Genomic DNA, 22,805 nt, shown 5'->3' with positions numbered 1-22,805 from the left:
TCCTCTCTCGGGCGGGCCGGCGCCGGCGGCGGAGGGTCTCCTCCACCGCCGGCGCCGGCGACCGGGCCGCGGCCGGTGGCCGCCGCCCGCGGAATCAGGGGCTGGTGCAGCTGAGGGACGGCGTCGACGGCGAGCCGTTGGCCAGGAAGCCGAAGGTGGTGGAGGCGTTCGCGCCGAGCGAGCCGTTGTAGGACGCGTTGCGGACGGTCACCGTGGATCCGCTGATGGTCGCCGTGCCGCTCCAGACCTGGCTGATGCTCTGGCCGTTGCCGAGCGTCCACTTGACGGTCCACCCGTTGATCGCCGCCGAGCCGGCGGTCACCGTCACCTCGCCCTGGAAGCCACCCGACCAGGAGTTCGTGGTGCGGTAGCTGGCGGCGCAGGCGCCGGTGGCGGGCGGGTTGCTGGTGGGCGGCGGGCTCGACGGGGGCGCGCTCGACGGCGGTGCGCTCGACGGCGGCGGGCTCGACGGGGGCGGGCTCGACGGCGGCGGGCTGCTCGGCGGCGGACTGGACGGCGGCGGCCCGCCGTCGCTCGGAGTGAACTGCCAGTAGTCGACGTTGAGGAGGAACCCGCTACCGCCGGTGAAGCGCAGGTACAGGTCATGGGTGCCGGTGGCGCCGCTGACCGGGCAGGTGGTGTCGGTCCAGTTCTGCCAGCCGCCCGTGCCGGCGACCCGGCAGCTCCCCACCAGCGGGCCGGTGGCACTGTCCAGCCGCAACTCGATGGTGCCGCCACTGTTGGCCGAGGCCACCCGCGCGGTGTACGAGTTGGCGCCCGTACCGAACGCGACGCCCTTGACCTTGATGTAGTCCCCGTTCTCGATGTTGCTGACGTTCCGGCCGCCGCCGGTGGTGGCCTCGGTCTCCACCCCGGACTCCCAGGCGATGCTCTCGGCCTCCTGCCGCAGGTACGGATTGACCGTGCCGATCTGCGGCGCGCCCGTCGTGCTCATGTTGATCGTCGGGAACGTGCCGTCGGCGTTGTAGGCGAACTTCTCCACGGCCACCGACCGGGTGAATCCGCCGCCGCCGGACAGGGCGCCGTTGTGATAGAAGAAGTACGACCCGCCGTTGAAATCGATCACGCCGGGATGGTTGGTGAAGCTGCTCCCCTGGGTCGGCATGATCGTCCCGCGGTACGTCCACGGTCCCGTCGGGCCCGGCGCAGTGGAGTACGCGATGAACTCCGAGCAGCACTTCGCGGCGAACACGATGTAGTAGAGGCCGTTGCGCTTGTAGACCCACGGCCCCTCCTCGAAGAGGGTGGGCCGGTTGGCGTCACCGGTCCGGGTGCCGAAGCCGGCCGTGGTGAGCGGGATCTTCGTGGGGCTGCCCGAGTAGGACACCATGTCGGCGTTCAGCTTGACGTACCACAGATCCGGGTTGCCCCAGTACAGGTATGCCTGGCCGTCGTCGTCGATGAACACCGTGGGGTCGATCTGGCCGTTGCTCACCAGGGGATGCCCGATGGCGTCGGTGAACGGTCCGGTGGGGCTGTTCGACACCGCCACCCCGATGCCCATCTGGCCGGTGGCGCGCACGGTCATCGGCACGTACCAGTAGAACTTGCCGTTGCGGTAGATCGCCTGCCCGGCCCACGCGTCGGACCTGGCCCAGCTGAAGCTCGCGATGTTCAACGGCGAACCGTGGTCGGTCCAGTTGACCATGTCGGCCGACGACCAGACCCGCCACTCCTTCATGTTGAACCACGTCGAGTTGTCCTCGTCGTGCCCGGTGTAGAGATAGACCCGGCCGTTGTAGACCATCGGCGCCGGGTCGGCCGTATAGATGGTCTGCACGATGGGGTTGTCCGCCCGGGCTATCGCCGGGAGCAGCCCCAGCACGGCGAACAGGGTCACGACGAGGGCGATCCTGCGTCTGGTCGCCCGGTTGATCCTGGGTGTTATCGCTAACATGCCGGAGCCTCCGGATGAATACAACTCATTGATTTCGATGTCCAGAGATCGGATGTTAAGCGTTTGATTCATTACTGTCAATGGAGCGCTCCCACGGGTCCGGGCCGGCCGCGCGGCTCGACGGGACCTGGGCACCGCTCGACCGGGCCGGTCGGCCCTGCCGGTCCGGGCGGCCGATGGCGTTCGATGGGACGGACCGCGCAGTCGGGTCCCGAGGGGGGAGGCCGCGATGGCGAACGCACGCCGTAGGCCCGCGTTCCGGCCGCTGCGGGCCCGGATCCGGCACCGTCCCCGCCTCACCTGGTCGCAGGCGCTGATTCTGGTGGCGGCGGTCTCGCTCACCGCCGTGGCCGGGGCTGCCCTGCTGGTGCTGCGGACCGATCCCGGGCAGTTCCCCGACCTCGGCACCGCGCTGTGGTGGGCGGTGGCCACGGTCACCACCGTCGGCTACGGGGACGTGGTGCCGGTCAGCACACCCGGCCGGCTCGTCGGCGCGGCTCTGATGTTCGTCGGGATCGGCTCGTTCGCGTTCCTCACCGCGGTGGCCGCGTCCGCCATCGTGGTGGGCGAGGTGGGCGACGAGGAACGGCGGATCGAGCGGGCCGAGGCCGACATCCGCGTCGCGGTCGAGGCCGTCCTCGTCCGGCTGACCGAGGTCGAGAACCGGTTGCGCATGTTGACCGTGCCCACGGAGGCCGGCGCGGAAGATGCGGCGGCCTCGTCGCGGGGACCGCTCAGCCGGTAGGCCGACCGGCGCCCGGGGCGGGTCCAACGTCCCTGCCCGTCGCCGCCCCGCCGCGACATCCTGGAGGGAGAGCGACCACGAAGGAGCGCACGATGAAGCGCCTGATCTCGTCGGTCGCCGGGCTCGCGCTGGCCCTCGCCGTGGCCGGCTGCGGCAACGGCGGAACCGGCACACCGACGACACCCACCACCGCCGGCTTCAACCCGCCGGCCACCGCCGCCCCGGCGGCGCCGCCGGCCACCGCCGCCCCGGCGGCGCCGCCGGCCACCGCCGCCCCGGCGGCGCCGGTACGGGAGCTGCCCTCGCCGACCGCCACGACGAGCGGCTGGACGACCGGCGCCGTGACCGTCCGGCACGCGGTGGCGGTCCCGCCCGTACCCACGCTGGTGGGCATCCGGACCGCGCGGCATCCCGCCGAGGGCTTCGACCGGACCGTCTTCGACGTCTCCGGCGCGCTGCCGGGCTACCAGCTCCGGTACGTCGCGCGCCCGGTCGCAGACGGCACGGGTCGACCGTTCGCCATGCCCGGCCGGCGGTTCCTGCAGATCCGGTTCGAACCGCTCGCCGCCCACGACGAGGCCGGAACGCCCACGGTCACCCGTACCGGCACGCCGGGCTGTCCCATGCTGCGCGGGTACGTGGTGACCGGCGACTTCGAGGGGGTGGTGACCGTGGTGCTGGTGTTGAGCGACACCGCCGCCTACCGGGCCGGCGAGCTGCCCGGACGGATCTACGTCGACGTGGCCACCTGAGCGACCTCGCCGGCCGAAGCCGGGCCGACCAGGGCCGGCTCAGCCCAGGCACGGGGCCGGCCCAGCGCAGGGCCGGCCCCGTGCAGGGCCGGCTCAGCGCAGGGCCGGCTCAGCGCAGGGCCGGTCAGGGACGGCGTCGGTGGCCCAGCGTCTCGCGGACGTCGTCGCTCATCCGGCCCAACGTGTCGGCCAGGGTGTCGGCGAGCATCCGGCCGACCTCGCGCACGTCCGCCCGCACGGCCTCGTCCTCCACCGCCCGCCCTGTGGCGTCGAACGCCTCCTGAACCCGGTCGCGCAGCGTCTGCGTGGCGCCGTGCAGATCGCCGTCACCGGCCTGCGCGTAGTGCTGCTTGAGCCGCTGGCCCAGCGCGTCGAGCCGCTCGGAGATCTCCCGCCAGGCGCTGTCGTCGGTCATCGTGCCCTCCCCGTCCAACTTGGTCTCGGTGACGCCGTCCAGCACGGCGCGGAGCCGACCCTGGAGCCTATTTCAGGAGGGCAACCTCGGCGCCTCGGGCGGCACCACCTGGTTCGTGGCGGTGCTCGACTACACCGTCCTGGAGCGACCGGTCGGCGGCGCGAAGGTGATGCGGGACCAGCTCCTGCACCTGCTGGCGGTGGGCGACCGGCCGCGGGTGCACCTGCACGTCGTGCCCAGGGGCATCGGCGCGTACCCCGGGCTCAACGGCGCGTTCGTGCTGGCCACACCGGCCGAGGGCGACGACGTCGCGTACCTGGACAACCAGTTGCGGGGCTCGATCGTTGAGCGGACGCCAGACGTACACTGGCTCAAGCGGCAATGGGAATCTGTCCGGGCGGAGGCGATGCCGCATGGTCAGACCATGAACATGATCTCGGAGGCAGTCAAACAATGGACCTGACCGGCGCCCGCTGGCGCAAGAGCACCCGGAGCAGCGGGAACGGCGGCAACTGCGTCGAGGTCGCCGCCAACCTGACCGGGATCGTCGGCGTGCGGGACAGCAAGGACAGACAGGGCCCGGTGCTGACGTTCAGCCCCGCCTCCTGGACCAGTTTCGTCAAGGGCCTGCCCGAGCAGCGCTGACCGGAACAATCCCGACCCCCGGTCCGCCTCGCGGCGGGCCGGGGGTCGTCGTATTCCAGCCTGGACAACCAGTTGCCGGGCTCGATCGTTGAGCGGGCGTCGGCCTAACACTGGCGTAACGGCAATAAAATCTGTCTGGACCGAGGCGATGCCGCGGGCACGATCTCGAAGGCGGTCGAATTATGGACCTGACCGGCGCTCGCTGGCGCAAGAGCACCCGGAGCAGCGGGAACGGCGGCAACTGCGTCGAGGTCGCCGCCAACCTGACCGGGATCGTCGGCGTGCGGGACAGCAAGGACAGGCAGGGCCCGGTGCTGACATTCAGCCCCGCCTCCTGGACCAGTTTCGTCAAGGGCCTGCCCGAGCAGCGCTGACCGGAACAATCCCGACCCCCGATCCGCCTCGCAGCGGACCGGGGGTCGTCCCATCCCGGGCCTGCGGCGGCCGGACCCGACCGCCGGGCGACCGTTCGTCCCGGGTCCGCGGTGCCCGGAAGCGACCGCCCGAGGACTGCTCGACCCGGGCCCGCGGCGGCCGGGAGCGACTGCCGGGCGACCGTCACAGGGCCGGTACGTCGCGCCGGTGTCGCCGGGCCACCTTCACCGGGCTGCCGAGCAGCTCGGCGGCCTCGGCCCGGGGCACCACGACGAGCGGGCAGCGGGTGTGCCGCGCGCAGTACCTCCGCGTGCCGCCGCCCAGGCCGCCGCTCGTGCCGATCACCAACAGATCCTCGGCGTGCGCCGTCTCGGTGAGCGCCCGGCCGGGCAGGTCCATGGCGTACACGGCCGCCACCGGCACGTCGGCCGGCACGCCGCCGCACACCTCGGCGAACAGCAGCCGCACGACCTCCTCCGCGGCCTCCCGCTGGCAGTCGTGCACCGGCAACGGGTGCACCGCCGCGACCGTGGTGGAGTACGCGCAGACCACGGTCAGCGGCAGGCCGTACCGCCGTGCGGCGCCCACCGCCCAGGCCAGCGCCCACCGGCTGCCCTTCGAGTCGGTCACCCCGACGACGACGCGCGGCCCGGCGCCCTGGATCGCGGTCATGGCGTCCTCCCTCCGACCCCTGCTATTACGGTGCCTGCTGCGGGCGCTTCTGTTAAGAGCCGGTTGGGGGAGCCGGCCGGGACCATGGTCCCGGCGCCCCCGGTCGGCCGGCCCTGGCCGGCTTCGGCGGCTCGTGGATCTGGCCCCGCGTTCCGGCTCGTGATACCAAGGGGATGCCCGTGCCTGGACCGAGACCGAGGAGGCCAGCGGTGACCGTCCGTTCGTCGCAGGCCGCCGGACTGCCCGAACCCGCGGGCCCCACCCGGCCAGTTGACGCTGCCAGGGCCGCCGACGCCGCCGGACCGCCCGGGCCCCAGCGGCCGGAGCTGGAGCGGCCGGAGCAGGAGCGGCCGGCCATCACCTTTCCCGACCTGCCGCGGCTGGAGCTCGACCAGCTGCTGACCCAGCTGGTCGACCGGGCTCAGGAGGTGATGGCCACCCAGGGCCGGCTGCGCGGGCTGCTGCGCGCCAACCAGCTGATCATCGGGGATCTGGCGCTGCCCACGGTGCTGCGGCGGATCGTGGAGGCCGCGCGCGACCTGGTCGGCGCGCGGTACGCCGCGCTCGGGGTGATCTCCCCCGCCGGCGGCCTCACGGAGTTCGTGCACACCGGGATGCCGCCGGACGTCGCCACCGCGATCGGCCACCTCCCGCAGGGCAAGGGCCTGCTGGGCGCCCTCATCGAGGACCCGCGCCCGATCCGGTTGCGGCGGATCGCCGACGACCCGCGCTCCTCGGGCTTCCCGCCACACCACCCGCCGATGGACAGCTTCCTCGGCGTACCGATCCAGATCCGGGACGAGATCTTCGGCAACCTCTACCTGTCGCAGAGCACCAACGGCGAGTTCAGCGCCGAGGACGAGGAGCTGGTCACGGCGCTGGCCGCCACGGCGGCCGCGGCCATCGACAACGCCCGCCTGTACGCGGCCTCCCGGTCCCGCGGGGAGTGGCTGCAAGCCTCGGGAGCGATCACCCGGCAACTGCTCGCCGCCGACCCCACCGACCTCAGCCCACCGCTGCGGGCCATCGCCGAACGCACCCTGCAGATCGCCGGCGCCGACCTGGTCACGGTCGTGCTGCCGGACCAGGACCACGGCGAGGAGCTGGTCTTCGAGGTGGCCGTCGGGGCCGGGGCCGACTCCTTCCTCGGCCACCGCGTCGGGGTCGCCGACTCGCTTTCCGGGCAGGTGTTCCGCACGGGCGAGCCGCTGCGGATCGACACGCCCGCCGAGCAGATCGGCGCGGATCTGGCGGACGCCGCCGTCGACCTCGGCTCGGTGCTGGCGGTGCCGCTGAACGGCTCCGACCGGATCCACGGCGTGCTCTGGGCGGCGCGGAAGCGCGGACGCCCAAGCTTCACCGCCGACGGCCTGCGGATGGCCGCGAGCTTCGCCAACCAGGCCGCCGTGGCCATCGAGCTGGCCAGCGCCCGGGCCGATCAGCAGCGCGCCGCCATGCTGGACGACCGGGACCGGATCGCCGCCGACCTGCACGACCATGTCATCCAGCGGCTGTTCGCGGCCGGCCTGTCCCTGCAGAGCGTCGCCGCCCAACTCGGCTCCGGCCGGGCCGCCGACCGGATCACCGGCATCGTGCACGACCTCGACGACACCATCAGCCAGATCAGGACGACGATCTTCCAGCTCAACCAGCCGCCCGGCACCCGCGCGTCCGGCGTACGCGGCCGACTGCTCGCCGTGGTGGCGGAGGTGGCGCCGGCGCTCGGCTTCGAGCCGGCCGTCCGGTTCTCCGGCGTCCTGGAGAACAGCCTCAGCGACGAGATCGTCGAGGATCTCTCCGCCGTCCTCCGGGAGGCCCTCACGAACGTGGCCCGGCACGCCCGGGCCCGCGGCGCCGAGGTCGACATCGCCGCCCGGCCCGACACACTGACGCTCGACGTCCGCGACGACGGGATCGGTATCGGGGCGGCCACCCGGTCGAGCGGGCTGGCCAACCTGCGCCGGCGGGCCGAGCGGCACGGCGGGACGCTGCGGATCGACGCCCGGCAGCCGACCGGCACGCACCTGTGCTGGTCGATCCCGCTCGGCTAGGTCGCGGCTGACCAACCGACCGTCCAGCCCGGACTCCTGGACGCCCGGACCGCACCATGCTTGATCAGCACAACATCGGCGTACCCGGGGGATACGACCGACCACAACCCCCCAACTACGCCGATAACGTGTTGATCACCGCCGGTCGGGCCGGCCGCCCCACGCGATTGTCCCGACCCGCTCGGGACCTTCGGCCCTCGCAGCCGCACCCGGGCTGGGCGACCGTGGAATGCGTGACCAGCTCCGATGCCCGTGCCGCGGCCCAGGCCGACGGCCCGGCCGAACTCGACCGGGCCGAATGCCTGCGGCTGCTCGCCGCCGGCGTGGTGGGTCGGGTCGTCTTCACCGAGCGCGCCATGCCGGCCGTTCACCCGGTGACGTACGTGCTGGACGGCGAGGAGGTCGTGTTCCGCACGGTGAGTGGCGGGAAGCTGGCGGCGGCCCGGCGGCACGCCGTACTGGCCTTCGAGATCGACCAGATCGACCCGGCCGGCGGGACCGGCTGGAGCGTCCTGGGCATCGGCCCGGCGTACGAGGTGCTCGACACCCGCCGGCTGGCCGAGCTCGCCTTCCGGCTGCCGGCCACCGGCGCCGCGTCGGCCCGGGACGGCCGGATGATCGCCGTACCCCTGCAGCACCTCACCGGTCGCCGGCTGAGCGTCGACCCTTCCGCTCCGGCGCGGTAGCGGGTTCCCGACCCCCGTGGATGGGCCTCTCTGGAGGCGTATCTTGAGGGACCCGGACAAGCGAAGTAGGCAGGACCGCATGACGCCGCAGAAGGACTCGATGCCAGCCGAGCCCGTCCGCGAGGGGAAGTACGCGCGGGCCGAGCGGGAGCGGCGGTTCCTGCTGGCCAGAGCACCGTTGCCGGCCGCGGTCACCGCCAGCCGCCGCATCACCGACCGGTACCTGGCCGGCACGCGGCTGCGGCTGCGACGGGCCGAAAGCCTCCCCGGCGGCGCCTGCGAGCTCAAGCTCACCCAGAAGGTGCCCGCCGAACGGCCAGGCCACGTCCAGGGACTGATCACGAACATCTACCTGTCCCCGGCCGAATACGAGCTGTTCGCCCGCCTGCCCGCCGCAACGCTGTCCAAGACCCGGCTGAGCGTCCCACCGCTGGGCATCGACGTCTTCGACCCGCCGCTGCACGGTCTGATCCTGGCCGAGGTCGAGTTCACCACCGACGAGGCGGCGCGCTCCTTTGTCCCGCCCGCGCAGAGCGTCGCCGAGGTCACCGACGACACCCGCTTCACCGGCGGCTCTCTCGTGCACGCCCGCCGCGACGACCTGCTCAGCTGGCTCGCCGACTATGGCATCAGGCCGGTCCCGGCCGGCCCGCCGAGCCCCTGAACTCACCGGCCTGCCGAACCCGTGAACCCAACCGATCCACAGGTGTTGACAACTGCTCCGCCACGCAGACGAGGGTGCCCGGGCGGAGCCGGGCACCCTCTGGCGAGAGGTTCAGATGAGCCAGCGGTGACGCTGGACGAAGGGCAGCTTCGCCCACCAGCGACCGATCCCCCAGGTGTGGCCGGCGTACGCGTACGCGAGGACCGCCAGCACCACGGCGTAGCTGAAGTGGTAGTCGGTGATCGGGTTGGTGGAGCCGCTCGGCTTGCCGGCCGCGGTGTGCTGGGCGAGCGGGAACTCGGCGAACCACATGAGGGCCATCATCAGCGCGCCGGAGACCGCCGCGATGCGCAGCCCGACGCCGGCGATGAGGGCGATGCCGATGCCCAGCAGGCCGAGCATGAACGCCCAGTTGGCCCACCAGGTGCCGGCCATCGAGTGGAACGCGGACTGGAAGGGGCCGACGTCGACCGACTTCAGGAAGCCCAGGGTCGGCGATCCGCCGTGGATCCACGCCTTGGCCGACGGGGTGGCGTACCCGAGGCCGAAGGTCTTGTCGAGGAACGCCCACAGGAACACGAATCCGGTGGAGATGCGCAGCACGGCGAGTGCCCGCGCCGCGGTCGCGCTCAGCATCGAGCCCGGCGCCTCGGCGAGCTCGGGATGCGCGGTGTGGTTCCGGGTGATGCTCATGATGTCCTCCCGCCGATCGTCTCTGTCACCTTTCAGCGTGGTCGCCCGGGCGCCCGAGCACCCGGGTCCAAGCTCCCGACCGGAACGGGACCAACGTCCCGCGCCGGGACGGGCCGACGGCGGTGGTCGCGGACCCGGCGTCGGCGCGACGCTCGCGGCATGGAAGAACTTCTCTGGTACGAGTCGAGCGGCGAAGCCGGCCCCGCGCTGCGCCGGTGCCTGCTGGCCGCCACCGCCGCGCCGTCGGTGCACAACACCCAGCCGTGGCTGTTCGGCGTCTCCCGGAACGGCTTCGTGGACGTGCTGGTTGATCGGGACCGGCAGCTGCGCGACGCCGACCCGGAGGGTCGGGAGCTGCTCCTGAGCGTCGGGGCGGCGCTGTTCAACCTGCGGGTGTCGATCCGGGCGCTGGGCCGGGCCGCGCTGGTGCGGTTCCGACCCGATCCGGAACGGTCGGACGTGGTCGCGCGGGTCACGATCGGCCCACCGGCGCCGGCCGCGGCGGAGCTGGCCGCGCTGGCGGCGGCCATCCCGCACCGGCACACCAACCGGCGGCCGTTCGCCGACGAGCCGGTGCCGGACCGGCACCTGGAGGAGCTGCGCCGGGCGGTGCAGGCCGAGGGCGCCGAGCTGCTCGTGGCCGACCCGCCGCTGACCGCCGGGATCCTGGCCCTGACCCGCACGGCCGACCATCGGCTCAGCGCGCGGCACGCGTACCGGGCCGAGCTGGCCGCGTGGACCACCCCGGGCGGGGTGGGTCGGCGGGACGGGGTGCCCCGGCAGGCGTTCGGGCCGCGGGACGTGCACGGCGCGCTCCCGCTGCGGGACTTCGGCGCCGCGCACGGCGACGCCACGTCGGTGGTGCGCTTCGAGCGGGACCCGACGCTGCTGCTGGTGCGCACCGCCGGCGACGGACCCGCCCGGTGGCTGACCGCGGGACTGGCGCTGCAGCGGCTCTGGCTGACCGCCACCGTACGCGGCCTCGCGGTGACGCCGCTGAGCCAGGCCATCGAGGTGCCCGCGCTGCGGACCCTGCTCGACGAGAGCGCCTCGGACCTGGTCGTGCAGACGGTGCTGCGCATCGGCCGGGCGACGGTGGGCATGGCGGCCACGCCGCGGCGGCCGCTGGCGGAGGTGCTCCTGCCCGGCTACCGGGGGTCGGCCCCGGCATCGGACCGGTGACCAGGGGCGGTGATCCCGAACGGACACCGGGTCCGGCGTCGCGGTCAGCCGCCCTCTACAGTCACGGTGCCAAGACGTGCCAGAGGAGAAAATTGCATGGCCCACGCCGTACTGCCGTCCCGACTCGTGGCGGCCGTCGAGGATGAGCGGTCCGGGGCGACCGACGTCACCCGGAACGTGATCGACGCCCTGTTCGAGGTCCTCGATGACGGCACCGCGCTGGACGCCGCGCTCGACCTGATCGAAAGGCGCCTCACCTGGTGCGCGCCGGCCTGGCTGGTGGCCCGGACCGCCCGCCGGCCCGATCGGGTGCCGGCCCTGCGCGCGCTGCTGTACGGGATCGACCGGGACGTCGACCGGAGCATCGCCACGGCCGTCGAGCTGCTGGCCCGCCGCGGTGGCCCGGTCCGTACCGTCGCGGGCAGCATGCTGGTGGACACGGTGGTGGGACGGCTGCCGGAGCCGGTCGGGACGGCCGAGCCCACCGGGTTGGTCGGCGCGGACGCCGTCGGCCCGACAGCGATCTTCAACAGCATCGGTACGGCGAGCCTCGCGCGCACCATGCCCACCATCGTGGTCACGACCTCGATCAAGCTGGTGCCCGAGGCACCGTTCGCGCGGCTGTCCGGCGCCATCTTCGAACGGATCGCCCTGGACCGGTTCGAGGCCGTGGTGTTGGACGGCGAGGTGCTCACGCCGGCCGAGGCCGGCCGGCGGGCGGCCGCGCTGGCGAACTGAGCCGCGTTACGCCGTTCCGCCCGGCCGGGCCGGTCGCTCGCGGGTCGCTCCCGCCCGGTCCGCACGGGCCCGGGCCGTTCCCGCCGGCTCGGGTGCGAACGCGGCCACGGCCGCGTGCATGGCCCGCCGGGCGCGCGGACCGGCCGCCGGATCGGCGAGCAGCTGGATCTCCTGGTTGGCCGACATCGCGATCCCGTTGATCGTGGTAGCCAGGTCACGGGCGCGGTCGGCCGGCAGGTCCGGGCGCGCCGCGTGGGCCTCGTCGGCCAGGAACGCCAGCCACCGCGTCACGGCGGCGACCGTACGCTCGCGCAGCGGGCCGGCCTGGTTGTCCAGCTCGACCGACGCCGTGGTCAGGAAGCAGCCGCCCGGGAACGGGCAGTCGACGAGGTAGTCGACCCAGTCATCGAGCAGCGCGAGCAGCCGGTCCCGGCCCGGCGGGAGCGCCAGCGCCGGTTCCACCACCACGGCCCGGAAGGTCGCCACCGCGCTGTCGAACGCGGTCTCCAAGAGCCGACCGCGGGAGGCGAACGGGGCGACCACCCCGGACTTGCTCATCCCGAGATCGACGGCCAGGTCGCGGACGGTGACCCCGGCGAGGCCGAGCGTGGAGGCCCGGTCGACGGCGGCCCGCACGATGCGCGCGCGGGTCCGGGCCGCCTCCCGGGCTGAACTGCGTGGTGACATGCCGCCATGTTAGTGGACGGCCGTCCGCTATATGGTGGACGCCTGTCCACTATCGCAGGGGAGGCGCCGTGTCCGCGCGGATCGACAACTACGCCCTCGACCGGCTCGCCACCGAGGGCACCCGGGCCCGACTCGCGCCGCTGACCGTGGCCGACCTGGACCGTCCGACCGGGACGACCGGCTGGGACATCCGGGGGCTGCTGTCCCACCTGGTCGGCGGGAACATTCGGTTCGCCCGGGCGCTGCGCGGCGAGCCGGCCGACTGGCCCAGCCGCGACCTGGAGCCGGTCGCGTCGCCGCTGGCGGAGTTCGACTCCACCGCCGCCGACCTGGCGACCACCGTCGCCGCGCTCGACGACCCGATGCGCCCGACGCTGCTGCCCGCCGGCGAGCCGCCCGCCGTCTTCGCGGTCGGCGTGCACGGGGCCGACATGCTGGTCCACGGCTGGGATCTGGCCGTGGCCACCGGCCAGGACGCCACCCTGGACCCGGAACTGTGCCTGGCCGCGCTGCGGGTCGTGGAGAAGTATCCGCCGTCCTTCTGGGGTCCCGGGCGCTTCTTTGCCCCGCGCGTGCAGACGGGGTCGACCGATCCGCAGGACCGGTTGCTCGCGTTCACCGGCCGGGATCCCCGGGCGCATGCCGGCCGGTGATCGCCGCGACCCTCCGCCTCGCTGACCGGCCGGGGACAATCCATCAAATTGGCTTGATGCATCAGTTTGACTTGATGTATCGTCCCGAGGCATGGCGATGCCGACCCGGACCCCTCCGGCGTTCGTGCGCCTCGCGGCCCATCCGCTGCGCTGGCGGTTGCTGACCGAGCTGGCCGCCGGCGATCACCGGGTCCGAGACCTGGTCGCGCTGGTCGGTGAGCCGCAGAGCCTCGTCTCCTACCACCTCCGGCTGCTGCGCGACGGAGGGTTGGTCTCGGCCACCCGCAGCAGCTTCGACGGCCGCGACAGCTACTACCGCCTCAACCTGGACAACTGCGCCGCCGCCCTGGCCGACACCGGCGCCGCGCTGCACCCGGCGCTCGGCCGCGAGCCGGCGGCGGCGCGGGGCGTCCCGGCGACCCTGCGCCGCTCGCCCCCGATCGAGGTGCTGTTCGTCTGCACCGGCAACAGCGCCCGGTCGCCGGTGGCGGAGGCGCTGCTGCGGCACCACAGCCAGGGCGTGGTGGCGGCGACCAGCGCCGGCGGCCGACCGAGGCCCCGGCTGCACCCGGGCGCCGTACGGACGCTCCGCGACGCGTACGGCATCGACATCGCCGGCCAGCGGCCGCGGCACTGGGACAGCCTGGCCGGCCGCCGCTTCGACTACGTGATCAGCCTGTGCGACAAGGCTCGCGAGTCCTGCCCGGACCTTCCCGGCCGGCCGCGGCGGCTGCACTGGAGCGTCCCCGACCCGGCCACATCTGATGCGCCGGAAGCGGCGGACGATCTCGTGTTTCAGCGCGTCACCGCGGACATCGACGGCCGCGTCCGGAACCTGCTGCCCGTTCTCGCTGCCAATCCCTGAGGGAGGAACAGCCGTGACAGACCACACCCGGTACGCCAGCGTCCGGTACATCGTCGACGACGTGCAGGCGGCCGTCGACTTCTACACCGGCCACCTCGGCTTCGTCCTGAACATGAGCGCCGCGCCCGCGTTCGCGGACGTGTCCCGCGGCCCGCTGCGGCTGCTGCTGTCCGGGCCGGCCAGCTCGGGCGCCCGCGCCACGCCCCCGGCGGCGGCCGGCGCCGGTCGCAACCGCATCCACCTCATCGTCGACGACCTCGACGCCGAGATCGACCGGCTGCGCGCCGCCGGCCTGTCCTTCCTCGGCGACCCGGTGTCCGGTCCCGGCGGGCGGCAGATCCTGCTCACCGACCCCGCCGGCAACCTCATCGAACTCTTCCAACCGGCCGGCCGAGCGGCCACCTCCTGACCTCGACGGTCCGGGCGCACCGGCGCAGGCGAGTGGGCCGCCCTGGTAGGCCAGCGACGAACCGGTCGAATAGCCCAGAAGCTCCGCCGGCGGCGCCGGGCTCCATCCGAAAGTCATGCCTGAGAGTCATAATCATGACTCTCAGGCATGTTCGTCTCCCCCGGTATCGCCGCCAAGGGGGCCACGCTGGGTAGCGGCGACCCGCCGTGTCGTCGGGAATCCCGCCGGGTCCGCCGGCGTTCCTTCCCGCGTACGGCACGATACGCAGGGGAGAGCCGAACATGAAGGTACGCAGCTCGTTGCGCTCGCTGAAGCGCAAGCCCGGCTCCGTGGTGGTCCGCCGGCGCGGCCGGGTGGTCGTGGTGAACCGCACCAACCCGCACTGGAAGGGCCGGCAGGGCTGAGCTCAGCGCGCGGGCCGGCCGGCACCACGCCCGCCGGCCGGCCACCGCCGCCGGCCGCGGTGGGCGGGCTCAGTCCGTCAGGTCACACGCTCACGGCGGCGCGCAGCGACTCCCGGAGCGACCCCATCGTGGCGACCACCGCGGTCGGCTCGTACCCGCAGTGCGCCATGCAGTTGGCGCAGCGGTCGTCCCGGCCGCGGCCGAAGCTGTCCCAGTCGGTGGTCTCGATGAGCTCCCGGTACGTCTTGGCGTACCCGTCGGCCAGCAGGTAGCAGGGTCGCTGCCAGCCCAGCAGGGAGTACGACGGGATGCCCCACGGCGTGCACTCGAGATCCCGGCGGCCCTCCAGGAAGTCGAGGAAGACGGGCGAGTGGTTGAGCCGCCACTTCTTGCGCCGGCCGCCCGCGAACGCCTTGGCAAACAGCTCCCGCGTCTCGTTGACGGCGAGCCAGTGGTCCTGCTCGGGCGCCTTCTCGTACGCGTACCCGGGGCTGATCTGCATGTTGTCGACCTTCAGCTCGTCGTTGAGGTAGTCGAGCACGTCGATGACCGTCTGCGGGCTGTCGGTGTTGAAGAACGTGCTGTTGGTCATCACCCGGAAGCCGGCCGCCTTGGCCTGCCGGATCGCCTCGACCGCCTGGTCGAACACGCCGTCCTTGGACACCGACAGATCGTGCCGCTCGCGCAGCCCATCGACGTGGACCATCCAGGAGAAGTTCTTGTGCGGCGCGAACCGGTGCAGGTGCTTGGGCAGCAGCACGGCGTTCGTACACAGAAAGACGATCTTCTTGCGGTCCAGCAGCTGCCGGACGATCTCGTCGATCTGCGGGTGCATCAGCGGCTCGCCGCCGGCGATGGAGACCATCGGCGCCCCGCTCTCCTCGACCGCGCCGACCGCCTGCTCCACCGGCATGCGCTGCTTGAGCAGCGTGTGCGGCTGCTGGATCTTGCCGCAGCCGACGCACTTGAGGTTGCACGCGAACAGCGGCTCCAACTCGACGAGCAGCGGATATTTCCGGGCCCCCTTCAGCCGCTGCTTCAGCACGTATCGACCGAGCCGGACGGATTGACGGAAAGGCATTCCCATCTCTAGCTCACCCCCCTGGGCAATGTGAACTGCATGTTCTCGGTGCCAGAACCGGGGGGAAGAACGGTGACCGGGCCGAGCCCGGCGAGACTCGCCACGATGTTGTCCACTTCAGCCGGTGGTGCGGACGCCCCGGCCACGATGCCGACCCGGCCGGCCGCGGGGAGCCAGCCGAGGTCGACGGCTTCGGCGTCCGCCACCGACCGGGCCGCGACGCCCGCGCGCTCGGCCGCCTCGACCAGGCGCGCCGAGTGGGACGAGTTCGCGCGGTCGACGACAAGCACGAGGTCGCACTCCCGGGCGACGGTCCGGACCGCCTGCTGCCCGTCGGTGGTGTCGGCCACGCCGGCGCAGCAGGACCGCGGCGGCGCCAGCCGGACCTCGCGGCCGCCGGTCGCCGCGGCCCACTGCCGCAGCGCCGGCGCCGCGGTCCGCAGGGTCAGCAGCCCGCGTACGCCCCGCAGCAGCGTGCCGGGTGACCACAGCGCCGCGCCCACCGCGTCGGTCACCACCCGCGCGGTGGCGAACGGCCGGTCCCCGGCGGCCGCGCGGAGCCGGTCGGTCTCCATGTCCACGGCCAGCGCACCGGTTCCGGCCAGCCGCGCGCGCTCGGCGCCGGTGACGACCCGGTCGCTGGTGTGCACCGGTCCGACGTGGACGGCGAGGCCGAGCCGGCGCAGCGCGCCGGCCAGCAGCGGCGCGGAGGCGTCCGGGGCCACCACCACGTCCCCGGGCCGGACCGCCGGGTTCAGCCCGCCGGCCAACCCGGCCACCAGGAACGCGTCGCCCGCCGGCAGCGCCGTCCGGGCACCCATGCCGAGCCGGACCGCGCCGGGCACGGCCCAGCGCTCCACGGCGAGCGGCGTGCCGATGACCGCCCTCATGCCGGCCCCTCGCTCGGCGCCGGCCCGGCCTGGGACAGGTAGCGGCCGAGGGCGCTGATCGGGAACACGAGCCGGTACAGGTGGTAGTTGATGTAGAAGTCGCCGGGAAAGCCGGTGCCGGTGAACTGCGGCTCGTCCCAGGACCCGTCGGCGTTCTGCGTCGACACCAGCCACGCCACGCCGCGCTCGATCGCCGCGCCGCCGGCGGTCGCCGTACCCGGTGGGCTGGCGGCCAGCAGCGCGAGCAGCGCCCAGGCCGTCTGCGAGGCGGTGCTGGCGCCGCGGCCGATCCACCCCGGATCCCGGTACGAGCGCAGGTCCTCGCCCCAGCCGCCGTCGGCATTCTGGTGCGCGACCAGCCACGCCACGGCCCGCCGGATCGGCGCCGAGCCCGGGTCGACGCCGGCCGCCACCAGCGCCGGCACGACCGCGCCGGTGCCGTACACGTGGTTGGCCCCCCAGCGGCCGAACCAGGACCCGTCCCGCTCCTGGTGCGCCAGCAGCCACCGGATTCCCCGCCGGGCCGGCTCGCCGCCCGCCTGGCCCACCCCGGCCAGCATCTCCAGCACGTGCGCCGTGACGTCCGCCGACGGCGGGTCGATGACCGCGCCGAAGTCGCAGAACGGCAGCCGGGTGGGCAGCTCGCCGGTGTTGTCGGCGTCGAACGCGGCCCAGCCGCCGTCCCGGCTCTGCATCCCGACGGTCCAGGCGACGCCGCGGTCCACCGCGGCTCGGATCGCCGCCGGGTCGTGGTGGGCGACGCGGCGCAGACCCAGCACGATCTCGGCGGTGTCGTCGGTGTCCGGGTAGCAGTCGTTGGCAAACTCGAAGGCCCAGCCGCCCGGGGCCAGGCCCGGCCGGCGGACCGCCCAGTCGCCGCGGACCGTCACTTCCTCGCCGAGCAGCCAGTCCGCGGCCCGGCGCAGTGCCGGATCGTCGGCCGGCACCCCGGCGTCGAGCAGTGCGGTGACCGCCAGTCCGGTGTCCCAGACCGGCGACTGGCAGGCCTCCAACCGGCGCACCATGCCGTCCGGGCCGGGCTCGCGGATCAGGAACCCGTCCAGCCCGGCGAGCCCGCGCGCCATGGCCGGATGGTCCAGCGGGTAGCCGAGCAGGTGCAGGGCGAGCAGCGAATAGACCCACGGGGGCTGGATCCCGCCCCAGCCGCCGTCGGCCTCCTGCCGGGCCAGGATCCAGGCCGCGGCCCGATCCATGGCGGTCCGGCGCAGACGCCGGTGCGGGTGCCGCGCGTACGCGTGCAGCACCCGGTCCAGCCGCTGGAAGGCCCCCCGCCAGGTCCATGGCGGCGCCGCGGGCGCGGGGCGCGCGCCGGTCCGCAGCTCGTCGACGCCGAACGGCAGCGGCCGCACCGGGCGGAACGCGTTCACCACGGTCAGCGGCACCACGGTCTGCCGGGCCCAGCAGGCCCAGTCGTAGATGTTCAGCGGGAACCACTTCGGCAGGAGGATCAGTTCGGGCGGCATGTCCGGCAGCTCGTCCCAGGACCACAGGCCGAACAGCGCCAGCCAGATCCGGGTGAACACCCGGGTGTTCTCCAGGCCGCCGGCTGCCCTGATCCAGTCGCCGGCCCGGCGCAGGTGTGCGGCATCGGCCGGGTCGCCGGCCAGCCGCAGCGCCACCCACGCCTCCACCGTGGTGGACAGGTCCGGGGGGCCGCCGGCGAAGGTGGCCCAGGTGCCGTCGGCCCGCTGCTGCGACCGGATCCAGCGCGCCGCCTCGGCGGTCTCCGCCGCCCGCCGGATGCCGAGGAACTCCCGCAGCAGCAGGTCCTCGGCGTCCATCGTGACGTTGGTGGCCAGCTCGCCCTTCCACCAGCCGGCCGCGTCCTGCAGGGAGCGAAGGTGGCGGACCGCGTTGTCCAGCGCCCCGGCCGTCGAGGGCCGGGCGCGCACCTCCTGCGTGGTCACTCACACCTCCCGGTCGACGATGAAGCGGCCCAGCGCGAGCAGCTCGGCGCGTACCGGATCGGGCAGCTCGACCCCGGCCAGCGCGGCCTCCCCCTCGCTCATCCGGCCGGCCGCCTCGGCCAGCGCCCAGCGGCGGCCGCCGGCCCGGTCGATGGCCTCGGCCCGCCGCTCCAGGTCGGCGGGGTCGATCAGCGCGATCGACGGATCCCGGCCGAGCGCGTACGCGACCGGCAGCGACTTCTTGCCGGCGCGCAGGTCGGAGAAGACCGGCTTGCCGGTGACGGCCGGATCGCCCCAGATCCCGAGCACGTCGTCGACCAGCTGGAAGGCCAACCCGACCCGGGCGCCGTACGTCTCCAGCGCGGCCACCGTGTCCGCCGGCGCGCCGGCCAGCACCGCGCCGATGGCCGCGCTGGCCGCCATCAGCGCGCCCGTCTTGCCGGCCGCCATGTCGAGGCACTCGGTGACGCTGACGTCGTCCCGTTCCTCGAACGCGAGGTCCTGGACCTGCCCCCGGATCAGCTCGCGGGTCGCCCGGGCCAGCAGCAGCGCGGCCGGCACGGCGGTCGGCAGCCCGCTGTCCAGCAGCACCTCCTGGGAGAGCCCGAGCAGGGCGTCGCCGGACAGGATGGCGCTCGCGGCGCCCCAGACGGCCCAGACCGTCCGGCGGTGCCGGCGTTCCTGGTCGTGGTCCATCAGGTCGTCATGCAGCAGCGAGAAGTTGTGCACCAGCTCGACCGCCACCGCGCCCGGCAGTCCCGTCTCCGCTCCGGCGCCGGCGGCCTGCGCCGACAGCAGCGCCAGCGCGGGCCGGACGGCCTTGCCGCCGCCGGAGTCGGGCCGGCCGTCGGCGTCGACCCACCCGAGGTGGTACGCCGCCTGCAGCCGGGTCGTCGGGTCGAGCCGGTCGATCGCCGCCCGCATCGCCGGGGTGATCGTGTCGCGGCTGCGGTGCAGGCTTTCCAGCGTGGTCGTCATGTCGCCACCCCGTCCATGGATCTGGCGCTGCCCGATGCAGCGCGCCGCAAGCGGTCAACCCCGGCCGGCGCCCGCCGCCGGGTCCCGGCCCGAACCGCGTTCCGGCGCGACGGATCGAGGACTCCGGCCGCGGCCGTCTCGCCGCTGCGCACCGCGCCCTCCATGGTCGCGGGCCAGCCGGTGGCGGTCCACGCGCCGGCCAGCCAGAGCCCGGGCAACGCGGTGGCCGCCGCGGGGCGCAGCCGGGCGGTGCCGGGCGCCGGCCGGAACGTGGCGTGCCGCTCGCGGGTGACGAAGAAGTCCCGCACCACCGCGCCGCGGGCGGCCGGCAGCAGCGCCGCGAGCGCCGGCAGCATCCGGGCCCGCAGCCGCGCCACGGGTACGTCGATCAGCTCGTCGGCGGCCGACAGCGAGACGGCCACGTACTGCCCCTCGGTCAGCCCCGACTGGACGGTTCGATCGAAGATCCATTGCAGCGGCGAGTCGATGGCCGCCACGAACGGCTGGTCGAGCACCGTGCGGTCGTACACGACGTGCACGTCGACGATCGGCGAGGCGCCGAGCCGGCCGCCGGGTGGCAGCACGCCGGGAGGCAGGATCCGGGCCGCCGCGTCCGGCGGCACCGCGCAGACCACCTGGTCGACGTGCCGGCTCTCGGTCGCCGGCACGCCGCGCCGTTCGGCCGCCGGGCCGGGCCGGACGCCAGGGCCCGTGCCAGCGCGGGTGCCCGTGCCGGCGTCGAGGCCCGTGCCGCCGCCGGGGCCCGTGCCGCCGCCGGGGCCGGTGGCCAGCTCGACGTCCCAACCGGCCGCGGCGGGGCGTACCGAGATCACCCGGGCGGAGGTGCGGACCTCGACGCCGGCGGCCGACAGGGCGCGGGCGGCCGCCGTACCGTGCAGGTCACCCAGCGGGACCACCGGCCAGCCGAGGTCGGCCGCGGACGCCGTGCTGAGCAGGCCGGTCTGGAAGACCTTGGCCGCGAGCGCCAGCGATGCACGCCCGGCGGTGGCGTTGAGGGTGGCGATGCCGACCAGGTCCCACAGCGTCTCGACGGCCCGCCGGCTCTGCCCGTGCGCGGCGAGCCAGGCCCCGAAGCTCTGCTCGTCCGTGGCCGGCGCGTCGAGGTCGACGCGGCGCAACGCCAGCGCCGCGGCGGCGAAGCGCAGCCGCTCGATCGGGCTCAGCGGCGCGTAGCCGAGCAGGGAGCGGGCCAGGTGGGCCGGCGCCGGCCAGGGACCGCGGCGCAGCCAGACCGGACGCCGGCCGGGCGCCACGATCGGGATGGCCAGCCGCCGCTGCAGCGTCACGCCCTCGGCCACGCCCAGCCGGTCGAGCAGGCCAAGGTACGCCGTGCAGCAGCGCAGGAAGACGTGCTGCCCGTTGTCCACGGCCAGGTCGCCGCGCCGGAACGAGTGGGTGAGCCCGCCCAGCCTGGGCCGGCCCTCGATCAGGGTGACCCGGGCGCCGCCGTCGGCGCAGCGCAGCGCGGCGGTGATGCCCGCCAGTCCCCCGCCCAGCACGGCCACCGCGGTCATGACGGCTCCTCGCTGCGCTCAGAGCCGCCATGAGGCTCTTCCGCGCTGAGCCGGATGATGAGCTCGCTCCGCTCGCTCATGCGGCACCCCCGGGGGGCCGACCGCCCGGCGAGTGCCGCGCCCACCGGGGCCGATCGCCCGGCGAGTGAGCGCAGGGCCACCCCGGCCTTGGCCCGGCCGGACAGCGAGAGCCGCTGACCGAAGACCAGGCTCGGCTCGGCCTCGATGCGGGTCAGCAGCTGCCGGTAGATGCCCGCCATGGCCAGGCAGGACGCCCGGCTGCGCCAGTCCAGCAGCGGGGCCAGCCGCAGCCCCTCGCGGTACCAGTCGTTGGCCCGGGCGCAGCCGTACCGGATCACCGCGCTGAGCCCGCCGTCGCGGTCGACCAGCGCGCCGTGCTCGTCGAGCGCGAGTTCGACGCCAAACCGGTCCAGGTCCTCCTGCGGGAGGTAGGTCCGGCCGTTCATCAGGTCCTCGCGGATGTCCCGCAGGATGTTGGTCTGCTGCAGCGCGATGCCCAGCTGGTCGGCGTACCGGGCGGCCGCCGGATGCGGCCGGCTGCCGAAGACGCCCAGGCAGAGCCGGCCGACCGCGCCGGCCACGCAGCGGCAGTAACCGACCAGCTCCTCGAAGGAGGCGTACCGGCGGCCGGTCACGTCCATCTGCACGCCGTCGATCAGCTCGCCGAAGGCGTCCAGCGGGATCGGGTAGCGCCGGGCCGCGTCGGCCACCGCCACGAGCACCGGATCGGCGCTGCTGGACAGCGCGGCCAGCTCGGTCCGCAGCTCGGCCAGCGCGTTCACCTTCGCCTCGACCGGCAGGTCGCCGTCGCCGATGTCGTCCATCCGGCGAGCCAGCGCGTAGACCGCGCAGAGCACGGCGCGCTTGTCCGGCGGCAGCAGCCGGATGCCGTAGTAGAAGTTCCGGGCCTCGACCCTGGTGATCTCCGCGCACCGCGCGTACGCCTCGGCCAGCGTCGTGGTCGTGCTCATCAGGCGGTAGGTCATCGGCCCAGCACCTCCTGGATCAGGTGCCGCGCCAGGTCGGCCCGGCGCGGGCGAGGGGCGCCGGCCAGCACGTCGTGGTCGGCCCGGCGGAGCGCGTCGACGGTGGCCAGGCCGCCGGCCAGGAAGCCACCGACGGCCAGCCGGGCCCAGCCGGTCAGGTCGGCCACGAGCGGGGCCCCGCGGCGGAACAACTCGGCCGCGCGGTCGGTCTCGAAGGCCAGCAGCCGCCGTACCGGCGCCGGCGTCGACGTCCCGTCGAGATCGGCCGGGCTGACCCCGAATCGGCTCATGTCCTCGGCCGGCAGGTAGATCCGGCCGGCGCGGCGGTCCTCGGCCACGTCCTGCCAGTGCTCGACCAGCTGCAGCGCCGTGCAGATGGCGTCCGAGCACGCGACCCGGGCGGCCGTGCCGACCCCGAACACCCCGAGCACGATGCGGCCGACCGGATCGGCCGACAGGGCGCAGTAGGCCCGCAGCTCGTCGTACGTCCGGTAGGCGGTGATCCGCTGGTCCTGGCGATTGGCCTCGATCAACCGGTGGAACGGTTCGGGGGGCAGGTCACAGGCCCGGACGGTGGCCGCCAGTCGGGCCAGCACGGGCGTCGCGGGGTGGCCGCCGGCCCAGATCAGGTCGAGATCCGCGGCGAAGGCGTCCAGCGCGGCCAGCCGGTCGCCGGGAAACTCGTCACCCAAATTATCGACAGTACGGGCGAAACCGTACACAGCCGTCAGATGCGCGCGAAAACGGCGCGGCAGGATCCGCAAAGCTACCGGAAAGTTCTCCGCGCGAAGCCTATCCTCGATGTTCACCGGCTGTGTGGTTCCACCCGTCC

The 22,805-nt window shown here is 74.0% G+C and carries 26 protein-coding genes; 14 read left to right on the top strand and 12 right to left on the bottom strand.

The features are described from left to right. Positions 1 to 94 precede the first annotated feature (94 nt). Positions 95 to 1,918 carry a family 43 glycosylhydrolase gene (locus ACFFHU_RS27535; RefSeq protein WP_377343234.1) on the bottom strand — a complete coding sequence of 608 codons (1,824 nt, stop codon included), beginning with the start codon at positions 1,916 to 1,918 and terminating at the stop codon, positions 95 to 97. Between the two features lie 229 nt (positions 1,919 to 2,147). Here ACFFHU_RS27535 and ACFFHU_RS27530 point away from each other — a divergent pair, with 229 nt between their 5' ends. Together ACFFHU_RS27530 and ACFFHU_RS27525 are read left to right on the top strand one after the other, a co-directional pair. After that, complete coding sequence (locus ACFFHU_RS27530) at positions 2,148 to 2,663, top strand: potassium channel family protein (RefSeq protein ID WP_377343233.1); 516 nt, start codon at positions 2,148 to 2,150, stop codon at positions 2,661 to 2,663. 92 nt (positions 2,664 to 2,755) lie between these two features. Beyond that, complete coding sequence (locus ACFFHU_RS27525; RefSeq protein ID WP_377343231.1) at positions 2,756 to 3,415, top strand: AMIN-like domain-containing (lipo)protein; 660 nt, start codon at positions 2,756 to 2,758, stop codon at positions 3,413 to 3,415. 124 nt (positions 3,416 to 3,539) lie between these two features. On the opposite strand, the gene ACFFHU_RS27520 is transcribed toward ACFFHU_RS27525, so the two are convergent. After that, on the bottom strand, positions 3,540 to 3,830 hold the full coding sequence (locus ACFFHU_RS27520) for a hypothetical protein (protein WP_377343230.1): 291 nt from the start codon (positions 3,828 to 3,830) through the stop codon (positions 3,540 to 3,542). 28 nt (positions 3,831 to 3,858) lie between these two features. Between ACFFHU_RS27520 and ACFFHU_RS27515 the strand changes: the two genes are divergently transcribed. From ACFFHU_RS27515 to ACFFHU_RS27505, 3 genes are all read left to right on the top strand, one after another. Then, a complete protein-coding gene (locus ACFFHU_RS27515; protein WP_377343228.1) occupies positions 3,859 to 4,293 on the top strand; it encodes a DUF5753 domain-containing protein in 435 nt (144 codons plus the stop codon). Beyond that, positions 4,284 to 4,475 (top strand): DUF397 domain-containing protein, encoded by a 192-nt coding sequence (locus ACFFHU_RS27510; protein WP_377343226.1) that lies wholly within the window; start codon positions 4,284 to 4,286, stop codon positions 4,473 to 4,475. Before ACFFHU_RS27515 ends, ACFFHU_RS27510 begins: the two co-directional genes overlap by 10 nt. 182 nt (positions 4,476 to 4,657) lie before the next feature. Next, positions 4,658 to 4,849: a DUF397 domain-containing protein gene (locus tag ACFFHU_RS27505; RefSeq protein WP_377343226.1), complete on the top strand. Its 192-nt coding sequence runs from the start codon at positions 4,658 to 4,660 to the stop codon at positions 4,847 to 4,849. 184 nt (positions 4,850 to 5,033) lie between these two features. On the opposite strand, the gene ACFFHU_RS27500 is transcribed toward ACFFHU_RS27505, so the two are convergent. Beyond that, positions 5,034 to 5,522, bottom strand: coding sequence for a universal stress protein (locus ACFFHU_RS27500; protein WP_377343225.1), 489 nt, complete (start codon positions 5,520 to 5,522; stop codon positions 5,034 to 5,036). A 209-nt stretch (positions 5,523 to 5,731) separates the two neighbouring features. On the opposite strand from ACFFHU_RS27500, the gene ACFFHU_RS27495 reads away from it, so the two are divergent. From ACFFHU_RS27495 to ACFFHU_RS27485, 3 genes are all read left to right on the top strand, one after another. After that, entirely contained in the window at positions 5,732 to 7,573 is a 1,842-nt protein-coding gene (locus ACFFHU_RS27495; protein WP_377343224.1) for a GAF domain-containing sensor histidine kinase, read from the top strand. Positions 7,574 to 7,806: 233 nt separating this feature from the next. After that, on the top strand, positions 7,807 to 8,259 hold the full coding sequence (locus tag ACFFHU_RS27490) for a pyridoxamine 5'-phosphate oxidase family protein (protein ID WP_377343221.1): 453 nt from the start codon (positions 7,807 to 7,809) through the stop codon (positions 8,257 to 8,259). A gap of 79 nt (positions 8,260 to 8,338) precedes the next feature. Next, the gene (locus tag ACFFHU_RS27485) at positions 8,339 to 8,923 is read left to right on the top strand and encodes a CYTH domain-containing protein (protein ID WP_377343220.1); all 585 of its coding nucleotides are present in this window, start codon (positions 8,339 to 8,341) and stop codon (positions 8,921 to 8,923) included. A 111-nt stretch (positions 8,924 to 9,034) separates the two neighbouring features. On the opposite strand, the gene ACFFHU_RS27480 is transcribed toward ACFFHU_RS27485, so the two are convergent. After that, entirely contained in the window at positions 9,035 to 9,616 is a 582-nt protein-coding gene (locus ACFFHU_RS27480; RefSeq protein ID WP_377343219.1) for a DoxX family protein, read from the bottom strand. Between the two features lie 159 nt (positions 9,617 to 9,775). On the opposite strand from ACFFHU_RS27480, the gene ACFFHU_RS27475 reads away from it, so the two are divergent. Next, entirely contained in the window at positions 9,776 to 10,798 is a 1,023-nt protein-coding gene (locus ACFFHU_RS27475) for an Acg family FMN-binding oxidoreductase (RefSeq protein WP_377343217.1), read from the top strand. A gap of 96 nt (positions 10,799 to 10,894) precedes the next feature. Then, complete coding sequence (locus tag ACFFHU_RS27470) at positions 10,895 to 11,536, top strand: hypothetical protein (RefSeq protein ID WP_377343216.1); 642 nt, start codon at positions 10,895 to 10,897, stop codon at positions 11,534 to 11,536. A gap of 6 nt (positions 11,537 to 11,542) precedes the next feature. Here the strand turns inward: ACFFHU_RS27470 and ACFFHU_RS27465 are convergent, their stop codons facing one another. Continuing rightward, positions 11,543 to 12,223: a TetR/AcrR family transcriptional regulator gene (locus ACFFHU_RS27465; RefSeq protein ID WP_377343214.1), complete on the bottom strand. Its 681-nt coding sequence runs from the start codon at positions 12,221 to 12,223 to the stop codon at positions 11,543 to 11,545. Positions 12,224 to 12,291: 68 nt separating this feature from the next. Here ACFFHU_RS27465 and ACFFHU_RS27460 point away from each other — a divergent pair, with 68 nt between their 5' ends. The 4 genes from ACFFHU_RS27460 to ACFFHU_RS27445 all read left to right on the top strand — a co-directional run bounded on the left by ACFFHU_RS27460 (position 12,292) and on the right by ACFFHU_RS27445 (position 14,554). Next, on the top strand, positions 12,292 to 12,876 hold the full coding sequence (locus ACFFHU_RS27460) for a TIGR03086 family metal-binding protein (RefSeq protein ID WP_377343212.1): 585 nt from the start codon (positions 12,292 to 12,294) through the stop codon (positions 12,874 to 12,876). Positions 12,877 to 12,967: 91 nt separating this feature from the next. Then, positions 12,968 to 13,741: an arsenate reductase/protein-tyrosine-phosphatase family protein gene (locus ACFFHU_RS27455; RefSeq protein ID WP_377343211.1), complete on the top strand. Its 774-nt coding sequence runs from the start codon at positions 12,968 to 12,970 to the stop codon at positions 13,739 to 13,741. A 13-nt stretch (positions 13,742 to 13,754) separates the two neighbouring features. Next, positions 13,755 to 14,150, top strand: a complete 396-nt coding sequence (locus ACFFHU_RS27450) for a VOC family protein (RefSeq protein ID WP_377343210.1) — start codon at positions 13,755 to 13,757, stop codon at positions 14,148 to 14,150. 281 nt (positions 14,151 to 14,431) lie between these two features. After that, complete coding sequence (locus ACFFHU_RS27445; RefSeq protein ID WP_377343209.1) at positions 14,432 to 14,554, top strand: 50S ribosomal protein L36; 123 nt, start codon at positions 14,432 to 14,434, stop codon at positions 14,552 to 14,554. Positions 14,555 to 14,636: 82 nt separating this feature from the next. Here the strand turns inward: ACFFHU_RS27445 and hpnH are convergent, their stop codons facing one another. Genes hpnH through hpnC form a run of 7 tightly spaced genes read right to left on the bottom strand, consistent with a single transcriptional unit; the run spans position 14,637 to position 22,782 of the window. Then, positions 14,637 to 15,635: an adenosyl-hopene transferase HpnH gene (hpnH, locus tag ACFFHU_RS27440; protein WP_377343503.1), complete on the bottom strand. Its 999-nt coding sequence runs from the start codon at positions 15,633 to 15,635 to the stop codon at positions 14,637 to 14,639. Between the two features lie 8 nt (positions 15,636 to 15,643). Further along, on the bottom strand, positions 15,644 to 16,525 hold the full coding sequence (locus ACFFHU_RS27435) for a hypothetical protein (protein WP_377343207.1): 882 nt from the start codon (positions 16,523 to 16,525) through the stop codon (positions 15,644 to 15,646). Continuing rightward, a complete protein-coding gene (shc, locus tag ACFFHU_RS27430; protein ID WP_377343205.1) occupies positions 16,522 to 18,453 on the bottom strand; it encodes a squalene--hopene cyclase in 1,932 nt (643 codons plus the stop codon). Before shc ends, ACFFHU_RS27435 begins: the two co-directional genes overlap by 4 nt. Next, positions 18,454 to 19,431 carry a polyprenyl synthetase family protein gene (locus ACFFHU_RS27425; protein ID WP_377343204.1) on the bottom strand — a complete coding sequence of 326 codons (978 nt, stop codon included), beginning with the start codon at positions 19,429 to 19,431 and terminating at the stop codon, positions 18,454 to 18,456. After that, positions 19,428 to 20,966: a hydroxysqualene dehydroxylase gene (locus tag ACFFHU_RS27420; protein ID WP_377343203.1), complete on the bottom strand. Its 1,539-nt coding sequence runs from the start codon at positions 20,964 to 20,966 to the stop codon at positions 19,428 to 19,430. The genes ACFFHU_RS27425 and ACFFHU_RS27420 overlap by 4 nt, the downstream gene beginning before the upstream one ends. Beyond that, positions 20,963 to 21,973, bottom strand: a complete 1,011-nt coding sequence (gene hpnD / locus ACFFHU_RS27415; protein WP_377343202.1) for a presqualene diphosphate synthase HpnD — start codon at positions 21,971 to 21,973, stop codon at positions 20,963 to 20,965. Before hpnD ends, ACFFHU_RS27420 begins: the two co-directional genes overlap by 4 nt. Then, the gene (gene hpnC, locus ACFFHU_RS27410; RefSeq protein WP_377343201.1) at positions 21,970 to 22,782 is read right to left on the bottom strand and encodes a squalene synthase HpnC; all 813 of its coding nucleotides are present in this window, start codon (positions 22,780 to 22,782) and stop codon (positions 21,970 to 21,972) included. Before hpnC ends, hpnD begins: the two co-directional genes overlap by 4 nt. Positions 22,783 to 22,805: the final 23 nt, after the last annotated feature.

This window comes from Plantactinospora siamensis (assembly GCF_042434095.1).
Lineage (GTDB): Bacteria > Actinomycetota > Actinomycetes > Mycobacteriales > Micromonosporaceae > KBS50.
Note: the sequence above shows the minus strand (reverse complement) of the source record. Positions and strands in the feature narration are given on the sequence as shown.

Bases quoted from the DNA above. Each gene is read 5' to 3' on its own strand.
- ACFFHU_RS27505 (WP_377343226.1), top strand. From the start codon at position 4,658: ATGGACCTGACCGGCGCTCGCTGGCGCAAGAGCACCCGGAGCAGCGGG.
- ACFFHU_RS27425 (WP_377343204.1), bottom strand. From the start codon at position 19,431: ATGACGACCACGCTGGAAAGCCTGCACCGCAGCCGCGACACGATCACC.
- ACFFHU_RS27475 (WP_377343217.1), top strand. From the start codon at position 9,776: ATGGAAGAACTTCTCTGGTACGAGTCGAGCGGCGAAGCCGGCCCCGCG.
- ACFFHU_RS27530 (WP_377343233.1), top strand. From the start codon at position 2,148: ATGGCGAACGCACGCCGTAGGCCCGCGTTCCGGCCGCTGCGGGCCCGG.
- hpnH (WP_377343503.1), bottom strand. From the start codon at position 15,635: ATGCCTTTCCGTCAATCCGTCCGGCTCGGTCGATACGTGCTGAAGCAG.
- ACFFHU_RS27420 (WP_377343203.1), bottom strand. From the start codon at position 20,966: ATGACCGCGGTGGCCGTGCTGGGCGGGGGACTGGCGGGCATCACCGCC.
- ACFFHU_RS27455 (WP_377343211.1), top strand. From the start codon at position 12,968: ATGGCGATGCCGACCCGGACCCCTCCGGCGTTCGTGCGCCTCGCGGCC.
- ACFFHU_RS27445 (WP_377343209.1), top strand. From the start codon at position 14,432: ATGAAGGTACGCAGCTCGTTGCGCTCGCTGAAGCGCAAGCCCGGCTCC.
- ACFFHU_RS27470 (WP_377343216.1), top strand. From the start codon at position 10,895: ATGGCCCACGCCGTACTGCCGTCCCGACTCGTGGCGGCCGTCGAGGAT.
- ACFFHU_RS27485 (WP_377343220.1), top strand. From the start codon at position 8,339: ATGACGCCGCAGAAGGACTCGATGCCAGCCGAGCCCGTCCGCGAGGGG.
- ACFFHU_RS27500 (WP_377343225.1), bottom strand. From the start codon at position 5,522: ATGACCGCGATCCAGGGCGCCGGGCCGCGCGTCGTCGTCGGGGTGACC.
- ACFFHU_RS27520 (WP_377343230.1), bottom strand. From the start codon at position 3,830: ATGACCGACGACAGCGCCTGGCGGGAGATCTCCGAGCGGCTCGACGCG.
- ACFFHU_RS27535 (WP_377343234.1), bottom strand. From the start codon at position 1,918: ATGTTAGCGATAACACCCAGGATCAACCGGGCGACCAGACGCAGGATC.
- hpnD (WP_377343202.1), bottom strand. From the start codon at position 21,973: ATGACCTACCGCCTGATGAGCACGACCACGACGCTGGCCGAGGCGTAC.
- ACFFHU_RS27480 (WP_377343219.1), bottom strand. From the start codon at position 9,616: ATGAGCATCACCCGGAACCACACCGCGCATCCCGAGCTCGCCGAGGCG.
- ACFFHU_RS27510 (WP_377343226.1), top strand. From the start codon at position 4,284: ATGGACCTGACCGGCGCCCGCTGGCGCAAGAGCACCCGGAGCAGCGGG.
- ACFFHU_RS27465 (WP_377343214.1), bottom strand. From the start codon at position 12,223: ATGTCACCACGCAGTTCAGCCCGGGAGGCGGCCCGGACCCGCGCGCGC.
- ACFFHU_RS27435 (WP_377343207.1), bottom strand. From the start codon at position 16,525: ATGAGGGCGGTCATCGGCACGCCGCTCGCCGTGGAGCGCTGGGCCGTG.
- ACFFHU_RS27525 (WP_377343231.1), top strand. From the start codon at position 2,756: ATGAAGCGCCTGATCTCGTCGGTCGCCGGGCTCGCGCTGGCCCTCGCC.